This is a genomic window from Neptuniibacter sp. QD37_6, assembly GCF_047778085.1.
Taxonomy (GTDB): domain Bacteria; phylum Pseudomonadota; class Gammaproteobacteria; order Pseudomonadales; family Balneatricaceae; genus Neptuniibacter.
Map to the genome: position 1 here is coordinate 2,445,585 of NZ_CP180550.1, position 12,229 is coordinate 2,457,813.

A 12,229-nucleotide genomic window follows, 5' to 3' on the forward strand; every position below is an offset into this window, starting at 1 on the left:
TCCTTATTAACGTCCAGACGCTTAAAAGCGACCTAATTCAGCCATCTTGGCAGCGACAGCCGCAAATTCAGGCTTATTCTGCAAAATTTCAGTTTGAGTCAAACCTTCAAGTTCATGGGGAAACACTAACCAATCATGACTTTTATGCACATAAAAATCAGGTTCTGAATCTGTTTGATTATTTTCAGGCTTGTAATAAGGAGTCGCTATTTTGATCTCTGGCGTGTTCTTCTTACACGCCGCTTTTATCTCTTTAATCGTTTGCGAAATGCTTAACCCCGAATCATGCACATCATCTACGATAAGGAGAGAATCCTCAGACTCTAAGCGCTTAATCAAGTAAGTTAAACCATGTACTTTGATCTGTCGGCTGCGCTCACCTATGCCTGTATAAGATGAAGTTCGAATCGCAATATGGTCAGATTTAACTCCTAGGCAAGCCAACACCTCCTGTACCGAGATTCCTACAGGCGCGCCCCCTCGCCAAACACCGACGATGTAATCAGGTCGGAAACCACTCTCGAAAATCTGCAGCGCCATCTGGGTAGAATCTTCTAACAACTGCTGAGCGCTTATATAAACTTTGTTCATCGGCCCTAGTTCACTCACTAAGAAATATGAGGGGTATCATAGCCTTTCATTTTCTGTGTGACGATCACGGCATTCACTATTTATAGCAGTATTTATATGCCTAAAACAAAAAAAGCCACATCCTGATGTGGCTTTTTGAAGTTTACGATCAAGTTTAACGCTGAATATCTAACTGCCTTAGACGATCGATCGCTTCTACTTCACGATCAATGTGATCCATCTCTGATTCAACATCAGAGATGTAATCAATGCTATCGCGTACTTGTTGATCTGCTTGCGTAGAGGACTCAACTAAACTCTGCATCTCAGTACTTAAGTTCTTCGAACTATCTGAGATCTGCACCATAAACTCTTCAGTATCGGTGATTGTTTCACGGATGGAGCTGATAGAGCTTGTTACCGCATCAACTGTTTTACCTGTTTGATCCAAGCTTTGCTGGGTATTATGAGAAAGCTGACGTACTTCATCCGCTACTACGGCAAACCCGCGACCAGCTTCACCTGCTCGTGCTGCCTCAATTGCAGCATTCAATGCCAAGAGGTTGGTTTGATCCGCAATGCCCGAGATAACGTTCAAGATGGATAACACTTCTTCTGAATTATGTTTCAGATCTTCAACCTTCGTGTGCAGAGCCTGACGATCACTGCTCTGAGTTTCTATATCTTGCGAGAAGCCAAGGAATCTTCGCTGGATATCATTCAACACACTACCTGTACTTTGTGCATATCCTGCAACTTGACCAAAGCTATCGACCATTTTTCGTAACAATGGACGATATTCACCCATGCATTCAACAAGGTTACTTTGCAGTTGGTTAATCTGCTCCAAACTATTGATACGAGAATTTAAGAAGTATTGACGGAAATTACTGTAGTGGAACGGAAATTTATCCGCATACTCATCTTTGAACTGTTCGCCTGGCTGTACTTTAAAGAAGAACAATGCAGTTAGCGTTTGGTTCATATGCACACCCAGCAGCTCACCAAAGGTTGAGAAGCCCGCTACTTTGACATCGTCAAAATCATGCACTTGCGACAAATTCATCGCATTGTTTAAACGACGCAAAACGCAATCATTTGCTAGCATCGCTACAGGCTTACCTGGTTTGCCATGCATAAAGTTACGGAAAGATTGACTCGTACTTTGCGCAAAGTCCTTAGCCTTAACCAAAAATAGACGGTCACCAAAGTCCAAGTCACAGAAGAAAGCGATACTACCATCAGCTTCGTTTATACCTGCAATTGAACGTACAAACAGTTCACCACCAATCTCTACCGCAAATGAGTAGCCATTCAAAGCATCACCTAAGTTAGATGCCGAACAGTTAAAATGTTCACATAGCAGATCAACAATGCTGGTTAGCTGATAGTTGCCATCCTTAATAACAGATTTAACTACACGAGAATGTACATCGGATTCTGCAATAACAAAGGAGGTAGGCGTTTTTTCAAAGTTATGAGACTTAAACACTCCATAACGAGTATTTTCAGCTAACTTAACAAAGATCACTACAGCTTGGTTATGTGCGACGCGATCACCGTCATAAACCAACGCTTGCTGGAAATCTAACTTACCACCAGCTGACCCCCCAACGAAATAACATGGGAATTCACCACTTTCATACAAACCTTGCATGAAAAAGTTTTCACTTGCTGATAAGCCATCGAAGAATGTCAGCGCTAACGTATCTTGATAGTTAATGTCGAAAGGTACATTAACGCGACTAAATTCTGCGGCAAGTTTATTAACACGCTCTTTGCGCGTCATCGTTACATTGCCAGATCTAATATCTTCACAATGAAGAGGAATGGAACTTATGTGAACATCCGCGAAAACAGCCTGACTATAGCTTTGAACTACGATGTGATCCCAATGATTATCAGCGTCGTGGTAAAGGCTAGCACCGCAGGAACTCAATTCCCCCGCAGTCATGATACCGACAACTTTAGAGACATCTGGCAAAGCAGATTTTAGCTGGCGAACAGTCCCTTCAAAATCCAAATGCGGTGAGATAAAGGCTAAAACAAGTGCAGTAGATGAGCCTTGGAAATTCAAGGATTCTAGATTTTGTTGAGATATCTCTCTACTACTTAGGGACTTAACCTTAATGACATCGCTATCAGCAACAGTGTTTTTTGAGGTTTTATTACGGCCAAACCAAGACATTCTACTTCCACCCTTTTGCAAAAAACGCCGCTATTTTTCTTAGAAAAAAGACGTTTCAGCAATATATAACTACAAATCTTTACAGATTTTTCTGCACTTTATCGAATTAAAGCTATTCAAGGGGCTTTTAAACAACCGCGACAGAACAAAACGATACTTAAGCAGCACCCAAACAAACCCAAAGCACTAGTAAGTTATAGATCCTTACTCTCTTTTCGTAAAGTAACCATAAGTAATCAAAGGGTTTTATTGAGAGGGGAAAGCAATAAATAATTCATCGCATTAAACACGATAAAACAAATAGGTATTGTTACTAAAGCTTTATCCAACGGGGGAGCTACGATTATGAATAAATCCCTATCCACCGTTGCCATATTGCTCTTTAACACTAGGAGCGGATTCATAATAAAGTGGGTATTCAATCGATACTCATTCACTCTGAAATAAGAACCCTATACAAGCCTCAAACAGCGCCAAGGGATCTTAATAGACTAACAAAAACAATTTATGGCTTGGTCAAGCAGCTTAAAAAGCTGCCCCATTAACCATAAACCAAATTCAAGCAACACAAATTTAATCTAATCTAAGCCAATTTAAACTCCCCAACTAAGCGCTTCAAACGGCTGCTCAGTTCAGACAAGCGAAGATTAGATTCTTGTGTTTGGCTAGCGCCATCAGCATTAACCTGTGCAATCTGATCAATACTTAAAATACTACGATTAATCTCTTCAGATACTTGTGCTTGTTGTTCTGAAGCAGTCGCTATTTGAGTATTCATCTCTGTTAGATGGTTAACCGAAATAATAATACGCTCTAGAGCTGCTCCTGTTTCCGCTGCCTGTTCAACACCGCTAGCAGCTATGACCCTACCTTTATTCATCACATCCATCGAACTACGGGCATATCCTTGTAGATCAGTAATGATGGTATCAATCTCCTCAGTAGAAGCTTGAGTTCTTTGTGCAAGATTACGTACTTCATCAGCCACGACAGAAAACCCTCGACCGCTGTCTCCTGCACGGGCGGCTTCTATTGCTGCATTTAAGGCTAGTAAATTTGTTTGGTCAGCAATATCTCTAATGACTTCGAGAACAGTCGTTACTGAATCACTTTGCATATTCAGTCTTTGAATAACCTGATTTGCTTGCTCAACCTCAGATGCTAATGCATTGATCACATCAATGGTTTCCTGTGTGACTCTTAGACCTGTTTCGACATCAGTTTGCGCTTGATGCGTAACGGCCAGCGCTTCACTGGTACTACATGCAACTTGCTGCACAGCAGCCGTCATCTGATTAATTGCCGCTGCTGCTTGGCTTGTGTCTTGTTGTTGTTGATTAATTGAAACCTGAGTTGTGTCCACATTTTGAGATAGTTGCTCAGTAGCCTCGGCCATTACTTTGGTTGATTCAGCAACATCACTAACAGTATTTCTAATCTTATTTACAAAAGTATTAAAACGACTCGACAATAAAGCAATTTCATCGCTGCCTTTCACTTCTAATTCAACTGTGAGATCACCACTGCCACTGGCGATTTCTTTCATATGTTGTGAAATGCGACTAATAGGGTTCGCAAGTGAACCCGCTAGCTTCAAAGCAACAAGAACAATAATGATTAACGAACTAATTAGCAGAGAGCCCAACAACCACTGCAAATCGTATATAGGGGCAAACGCCTCAGCTTCATCCATTTCAGCTAATAAGGCCCATCGCAAACCTTGAATAGTAACCGGTGTATAGGAAGATAAAACTGGATTGCCGTTGTAATCGATAATGATGTTTGTGCCGGTTTTTTGAGCTAAAGCGTCATTCGCGGCTTGAGTATCAACCTTGCCTTTATCTGGATTTGCGAAAGACGCTAAAACAGTATGGTAAACAGGATCCAAAAATGAGTCAGATCGCATTAAATGATCGGGTCCGACCAAATAGGTTTCTCCAGTCTCACCTAAGCCATTACGTTCTCCCATAATGCTGTTGATATCTGTAATCGATAACTGCAAAGCAACTACCAGTTCGATAATCCCCCCAGCATTCTTAATAGGTAGCGCTATAAACGCTGCTGCGGCACCATTTGAAGGAGCATAAGGAGCAAAATCAGTAATACCAAACTGTCCAGATCCTAGTACTTGTTTAAACAAGCGTGCTAAATTTGAATCTGCATAAGCACCTGTTATCAGGTTAGTACCAAAATCGGGCTCCCTCTCTACCGTATAAAAAATATCTCCCCGAGGATTAATCAAAAACAAATCATAGTAACCACCTTGTTTTTGAAAATTCGAATACGCTTGGTCCGAGGAAGCGGATACCTTGTAGGGTTCAGGATCATCTAGCTGATTAGGCTGCCTTAAACGTACAATTTCAGCTAGCTGATTTAGATCAATCTCCCTTTCTGCAAAATAGTTCTCTATTTGCCTCTTTTTGATTTCTCGTATACCTGTGAGCTGTTGATAAACTGAACTTTCAAGTGCATTACTACTATCAATAATCGCTACACTGATAGCAATCAACAAGGGCACAAGCCCCATCAAAAGCAATGACATTAAGATTTTTTTACGAATAGTGAGTGAGCGGAACATCACACAGCCCTCCTTGCAACAAATTTAAATCTACATCCCTGCACATTTTGTGCGTGCTCCATGCACTGTAGACCAAATAAAGTAAACTGCCATTTTTAATAGTTAGTCATAACAGTTCTAGCTTGAATTAGATTCATAGCCAAACAACTACACTTGTAACCCATCTAGAATCACAAATAGAGTTGATCAAACACATAACATGCATTATAAATACATCTAAAAGATATCTTTCTACTACAAAAATAAATACAGCGAGGATGTAAAATGAAACTCCTATCCACTATGGCAGCGGGACTGTTAACGTCTACTCTGTGCTGGGCAGCTCCAGGCGATCAGGTTGATTTTCCTGCGGACTATAAAACCAATTTCACCCCTTATTTATCCCTCAACCGCACTCAAAATCATGACCAATACATTCGCCTATATATCAACAATAAGGGTCTGAGCGGCACTCAGGAAAATGGGCAATTACCTTACGGTTCGGTGATTGTTGCAGAGGTCTATAAAGCGAAAAAAGACGCTGACGGTAATGTTCTTACCTCTAAACTGGGTCAACGACTTAAAGATAAATTTGCGCTTGTCGCAGTAATGGAACGCCGCGAAGGTGCTGCCGCCGAATACCCAGAAGGTTTAGGTAACGATGATTGGGATTTCGCAGCATTTAAACCTGATGGTAAACGCGTTAACAAAGATCTAACTGCTTGCGCAGCTTGTCACGCGCCTTATAAAGACAGCCATCACCTCTTCTCTTACGAACATATCCTTACAGAACAAGCGATGAAGTAATCCACCTGTTATAGCGATATTCTAGACCCTGATTTTATCAGGCACTATGCTTGAATCAGGGTTTTATTTTTCATAACCAATCAGATCATTGTGTAAACAGATGGATGCGAAAAGCGCTCAGGAATATTGTTTATCCCGTCCGGAATCAATGCTGGACTTCCCCTTTATGCCAGATGTTCCAGTATTTAAAGTCAAAGGAAAAATGTTTGCATTGTTAGGACAGTGTGGAACGACTGGAAAAGAACTAGGACCTGAATTCGCTAATCACCACTTCCTCAATCTAAAATGCGATCCAGAAGAAGCCATCATGCTTAAGGATATATTTCCTGAAGTACTTAGCGCTTATCACATGTCGAAAAAGCACTGGATCAGCGTCGTCTTAAAAGATTCAATGCCAGCTAAAGAGATTGAACGCCTTATCGATCGATCTTACGCCTTGGTCGTCAAAAGTCTTAAAAAAAACGAGCGTATGAACCTAGAACTTACTTATCCACTAGAGCAACTCTACCGATAGTAATCCTTATAAGAAAACAAACCGCTATCGCTTTTTCATTTTCTTTTATGGGAGCTAGACTAAAAAGAAAAGATCGGCTTTATGAGCAAAAATCTGTGCGTCCTATTACTATTAGCCCTAGTGCCAATTTTCGCCAATGCATGTACTTTGACTATGGGTTACCGCACCAGCGAGAGAGTACCCTTAATCCAAAAAGCACCCGATAATTCAGGCCTGTACAAAGATCTCTATTCGAAAGCTAGCGCACTAATCAACTGCACTCTAAGGATCGTACGGCTTCCCAAGAAAAGAATTCTTCACGCCATGAAAGATGGCACTATAGACTTTTATCCTGGATTTAACTTCTCTCTAGAACGCCAACCTTATACCTTCTATGTTCCAAATGGACTGACTACAGGCCTTAAAGTTATATCTCTTAATAAGAGTCCTGAGGTTAGGAGAATAGAGGATATGCGAGAGCGATCTATGTTAGTTCCCAATGGCAGCCCTACATATGGGGCTGCTGAAAAAGGGGTCATCGTAGTCGTGGTGGAGAACTTAGAATTGTCGCGCGCCATAGAAATGCTAGAACAAGAGCGCGCAGACTATTATCAATACCAAAGCGATACCATTCGTTATTATCTGAAAAGAAATCCCAATTCGAAAATTAAAATACACCCTTGCTGCTCTGCAGAAGAACCAATGTACTTAGGTTTTTCAAAGCTCTCTCCACACTACCAACGCGTAGATAATCCGAAATATAGATCCGATTTAGCGTTAACGATTAATAACGAGCCAGATAAGCTTTTACCTGAAAGCCTGCCGTATAAGCTAGAGAAATCACTAAAATATCTCGATGATTCAGGCTTCATCGATAAACTGGAGAAAAAGTACTATGAATAGTACCCATCAGACTATATAGGTGAGCGATATCAAACGAGTTGTTTCGCTAACCAAGCAGCATAGTAAGTTGGAGCTAAAGGCTTAGAAAAATAGTATCCCTGTGCAATATGGCATTTATGCCTAATTAAAAACTCCAACTGATCCTTAGTCTCAACACCTTCTGCCACCACCTCTATGTTCAATGCCGCTGCCATAGAGAAAATTGCATTTACAATCGCTATATCACCCTGCTCAAATGGCAAAGTATGGATAAATGACCGATCAATTTTCAAAACATCAACAGGCAACTGCTTAAGATAGCTCAAAGAAGAATAACCTGTACCAAAGTCATCCATCGCAATAGAAACACCGAGTGTTTTCAGTTTGTTAAGAGTACTTACAGAATGCTCAATGTTTTCTATGACTGCATATTCAGTAATCTCTAGCTCAAGCTGCCCTGGGTCTATATCAAAGCGTGTCATTCTCTCCAGCAGATAATCAAATAGGTTAGCGTCTTTAAGCTGTCTCGGAGAAAGGTTTATAGCAACTTTATGTCCAACGATTCCCTCCTCTTTCCATTCAGCTAACTGCTTACATACTTGAAAAATTACCCAATAGCCTAAGTCGCAGATAAGGTCGCTCTTTTCTGCTATCTCTATAAATTGATCTGGGTGATAAACCACCTCGCCATCATCAAACCAGCGAATCAACGCTTCGGCACTGTCATAAACATACTTGCCATCTTGTATTCGAACTTTAGGTTGATAGAACAATTGAAGCTCGTTATTACTCAGCGCTTGCTTAAGCTCTTGTTCAATTCGCTGTTGAGCCTGCCTTTGCAGTTCTATATCAGAGGAGAAAAAGCGTACTTGCCCTCGACCAGCTTCCTTAGCCTGGTACATAGCAGTATCCGCCTGAATGATGAGGTCTTTTCCATTAATGGAGTCATTAGGGAAAGTAGAAATACCAACACTCGCTCCCGGTTTTATTACATGACCATCAATAATAAAATCTTCACCGGCTTGCGCAACCAGATCATCAGCGAGACCAATGAGGTCAGTGGCATCGTCAAAATGAGTCACAATTACAGTGAATTCATCGCCACCAATTCGATATAAATTATCCGAATCCCTTAAACGCTTTTTAAATTTTTCAGCAGCACTGATAAGTAGTTTATCCCCGACGGCATGCCCAAACTGGTCATTTGCCCATTTAAAGTTATCCAAATCTAAATAGAGTAATCCCACTTTAGATTTTTCCCTTCGTGCACGTTTAATCTCTTCATCTAAACGCATCAAGAAAGAATGACGATTAGGCATATCAGTCAACGAATCGTAATAAGCTAAGGCATGAAGCTTTGCTTCCGACTCTTTTTTATCTGCAATATCCGATAAGACACCAACATATGTAACCTCATCGTCTTGGCGCTCTACCCTATTTAGATTCAACCAGCCAGGGAAAGTACTTCCATCTTTTTTCCGCCCAATAACCTCACCCGACCAACTACCTTCGTGAAGAAAGTTATCAGCAACCATGGCTCTAAAATCCACACTACTATCGTCAAGAGGTTGGATATCAGGAAGCAAACCTAAAATCTCGCTTTCTTGATAAAAGGTTATTTTGCTGTAAGCAGGATTAATATCGACTAAGCTGCCGTACTCATTGGTTACAAACACTGCTTCATCTAAAGAATCTAAGGCTCGTTGAGCTACTTGAAGTGAGCGCATGGGGGATACAAGCGCAAATCGTAGAATGATATAAAGTGAACCTACAAACAGCAGACTAACTACCGCTACTTGAGTAATTTCCACGATAAGATTTTGGTAGAGGCTTTCGGTTAAAGCTTTATCGCTGTAACTTACCTCCACATTACCGATGCTAACCTCACCACTTTTTATCGGATAGCGGATTCGGTTATCAAAGCCAGTCCAAACACCAGCGTGCTTTTTCTCCTCAAATTGGCGGATCTCACCATCAATTTTGATTCGGCCCATATAAAGGTGACCAAAATTCCCGTAGACCTTGATCCCCTCCACAAAGGGTGAAGCCATTTCAGAATCTAAAATAGCGGAGGCTAACTCTACGGAATAAGTTCGATCATAAGCTTTTTTATAGACGTTCCAGATTGTAGGCCTAACCGAGTTAGCCACGCGCTCTGCAACCGAGTGGCCTCGCTCTTGCAGATTGCTCTGCATTAATTCGAAAGCAACGCTAAATCGCACGATCACAAAAACAGTCATTACCAAGAAAGTGATTAAACTCAGAATGACAAGGAGACGAACGGTCAGTCTACTAAACATTATTTATCGTATGGCCCAAACCATTGATAATAGTTGTTGTAAGCGTCCTTGAACTCTTGTTTTTTCTCAATGATTTTCTTACTCAATGGATCTCGAGAAGCGTAGTCTTCTAAGATACTATCAGACACAAGTCTCCAACGCTCAATATCCTCGGGGCTCCATGTATTGATATTAAAATCATTAGCTAAGAATAGATTAAAGGCCTCAAAATCTTCCGTCTTCGCCTTCAACGTAGTGGTTAAAGTATAGGACTTAATTGCCGTTTCAAGAATAGCCTGCAAATCGGGTGGTAATTCATCGAAGGCCTCTTTGTTGATTAGGAAATCAGCGAGTACAGATGGTTGCCAGATTGCAGGGACAATTGCATGCTTACTAATATCATGCAAACCAAGATTCCAAGCCCCACCTGCGGTGGTCCACTCCACTGCATCAAGATCACCATTTTCCAGCGCAGGGCGTATCTCCTGAGGTACAGTTGGAAGTGTATAAGCACCAGCAGCTGCAGCTAAAACTTCGCCTGGTAAACCTGGTCCGATACGAATTTTTTTAGCATGAAGATCATCTAGACCTGTAATCTCAGTTTTCGACAATAACCCGAACTCCATTCCAGCCCACCAAGCTGGACGCCACATTAAACCATCAGGGCTTGCTAGTTCATTTGCTAGTCGTTGACCTTCTCCGGCATAAAAAAACATCATCGAGCCATCAAGGTTCATAAAATCAAATGGCCCAGCATTCATCAAAGCCCAAGCTGGATGCTGACCTGACCACCAATTCGGCCAACCATTCCCCATTTCAACTCGACGCTCTTTAACCGCATTATAGATATCTGGGCCACCTGTAATTACACCACCAGGGTGAGCCTTAATAATTAAACGCCCAGCACTCATCGCTTTGACATTATCAGCAAAACGCTTGAGCTCTTTAAAATCAATGCTGGTTTCAGTCGCCTGTGACTGCAACTGCCATGTATATATCTTTTCTTCTTTCTCAGTACAGCCAGAAACTCCCAGCAGTAACAACATAGAAAAGAAGGATAGAAGAAGGAACTTTAAAACCTGATGAAACATAATCTACTCCAGACAGACTATAACTTCACAACTGCAATTGGGTTCAAAATTAACTATAGAAACTAATGCGCTTCTGTCTATTCACTGTATTTCTCAAAGTGTAATAGGAATCTAGTTAGCATTATTGGTATCACAGTCACCTTATTAATCATAGAATTATTAACTAACAAACCTCTGCACCCCCCCTTTATTTCAACAACTTAAGATCTAAATTATTTTTATAATCGACGTTACTATAAAGTGCGCAAACATTATCAAATAGAGTTCCTTTAGCATGGAGGTAGGAGGAGGCACATGAAAAAAAGTACCGAAAACAACTACAGACGTCGATTATGTAAAGTAATCGACTATATCTACGAGAATCTGGATAAGGATTTAGATGTGAACATTCTGGCTGATATTGCCGCTATGTCTCCCTACCATTTCCACCGGATCTATCGAAGAGTCGCAGATGAAACCATTAACGCTACGGTACGCCGTCTTCGCCTGCAAAAAGCAGCCTCAAAACTCATTCGGACTGATCACTCGATACTTGCCATTGCACAGTCAGTTTCCTATACCAGCTTAGAAGCGTTTAGCCGCGCTTTTCATAAGCAATACGAAGCGGCGCCAAGTGCATATCGAGCAGGCCATCAACAGCATTCACCTCAGGAAAAGAGTTTTCATGCTGATATCCCACATATAGCTCAGGAGCAAGGAAACATGTTTGATGTCGAATTTATTAATCTAGAAAAACAGGGCCTGATCGGGTATGAGCATCAGGGGGACTACATGAATATAGGACAAGCATTTGAAAAACTGTTTCTATTTGCCGGAACTCATAATCTTGTCACCGACAAAACTCGTTCGTTTGGTATCTACTACAATGATCCGGGCAGCATACTAAAATCTGAACTACGCTCCCATGCCTGCATGACCATAGAGACACCTCTTAGAGAAGCCGATACAAACCCACCAGAATATATAGAAATACCCGCGGGTAGATGCGCAACCATTCTATTTAGAGGCCCCTATACAGAGCTAGAAAAACCGTATGATTGGTTCTTCGGAGAGTGGCTACCACAAAGTGGTATGGAAGCAGCCAACTTTCCTCCCTTCGAAGAATATCTGAATGATCCTAAAAATACGCCGCCATCAGAACTACTTACGCGCATATATTGCTTAATAAATTAAATAAACACATATAGAGCAGGCTTACTCCGTATTTATAAGCCTGCCCCACACAAATTCAAACAAGCGTTTACAAAACATGAAATTAACCTTTATTTTCAAAAGGTTATTTACTCCCTAAAGCCCCTCAGAAAGCACCATAAAAACAATACCTTCGGTTACTTATATGGTTCCTAATATAAAGTGATCATC

At 41.2% G+C, this 12,229-nt stretch carries 9 protein-coding genes; 4 read left to right on the top strand and 5 right to left on the bottom strand.

Going from position 1 to position 12,229, the window contains the following annotated elements:
* Positions 1-21 precede the first annotated feature (21 nt).
* From ACMXYO_RS11680 to ACMXYO_RS11690, 3 genes are all read right to left on the bottom strand, one after another.
* The gene (locus tag ACMXYO_RS11680) at positions 22-591 is read right to left on the bottom strand and encodes a phosphoribosyltransferase (protein WP_415885281.1); all 570 of its coding nucleotides are present in this window, start codon (positions 589-591) and stop codon (positions 22-24) included.
* A 154-nt stretch (positions 592-745) separates the two neighbouring features.
* A complete protein-coding gene (locus tag ACMXYO_RS11685; RefSeq protein WP_415885282.1) occupies positions 746-2,758 on the bottom strand; it encodes a methyl-accepting chemotaxis protein in 2,013 nt (670 codons plus the stop codon).
* A gap of 583 nt (positions 2,759-3,341) precedes the next feature.
* Positions 3,342-5,336, bottom strand: coding sequence for a methyl-accepting chemotaxis protein (locus tag ACMXYO_RS11690; RefSeq protein ID WP_415888099.1), 1,995 nt, complete (start codon positions 5,334-5,336; stop codon positions 3,342-3,344).
* Between the two features lie 264 nt (positions 5,337-5,600).
* On the opposite strand from ACMXYO_RS11690, the gene ACMXYO_RS11695 reads away from it, so the two are divergent.
* The 3 genes from ACMXYO_RS11695 to ACMXYO_RS11705 all read left to right on the top strand — a co-directional run bounded on the left by ACMXYO_RS11695 (position 5,601) and on the right by ACMXYO_RS11705 (position 7,518).
* Complete coding sequence (locus ACMXYO_RS11695) at positions 5,601-6,122, top strand: cytochrome P460 family protein (protein ID WP_415885283.1); 522 nt, start codon at positions 5,601-5,603, stop codon at positions 6,120-6,122.
* Positions 6,123-6,222: 100 nt separating this feature from the next.
* Positions 6,223-6,636, top strand: a complete 414-nt coding sequence (locus ACMXYO_RS11700; RefSeq protein ID WP_415885284.1) for an MmcQ/YjbR family DNA-binding protein — start codon at positions 6,223-6,225, stop codon at positions 6,634-6,636.
* An 81-nt stretch (positions 6,637-6,717) separates the two neighbouring features.
* A complete protein-coding gene (locus ACMXYO_RS11705; protein ID WP_415885285.1) occupies positions 6,718-7,518 on the top strand; it encodes a substrate-binding periplasmic protein in 801 nt (266 codons plus the stop codon).
* Positions 7,519-7,547: 29 nt separating this feature from the next.
* On the opposite strand, the gene ACMXYO_RS11710 is transcribed toward ACMXYO_RS11705, so the two are convergent.
* Positions 7,548-9,797 carry a putative bifunctional diguanylate cyclase/phosphodiesterase gene (locus ACMXYO_RS11710; protein ID WP_415885286.1) on the bottom strand — a complete coding sequence of 750 codons (2,250 nt, stop codon included), beginning with the start codon at positions 9,795-9,797 and terminating at the stop codon, positions 7,548-7,550.
* A complete protein-coding gene (gene dctP, locus ACMXYO_RS11715) occupies positions 9,797-10,867 on the bottom strand; it encodes a TRAP transporter substrate-binding protein DctP (RefSeq protein ID WP_415885287.1) in 1,071 nt (356 codons plus the stop codon). Before dctP ends, ACMXYO_RS11710 begins: the two co-directional genes overlap by 1 nt.
* A 294-nt stretch (positions 10,868-11,161) precedes the next feature.
* On the opposite strand from dctP, the gene ACMXYO_RS11720 reads away from it, so the two are divergent.
* The gene (locus tag ACMXYO_RS11720; RefSeq protein WP_415885288.1) at positions 11,162-12,040 is read left to right on the top strand and encodes an AraC family transcriptional regulator; all 879 of its coding nucleotides are present in this window, start codon (positions 11,162-11,164) and stop codon (positions 12,038-12,040) included.
* Positions 12,041-12,229 lie beyond the last annotated feature (189 nt).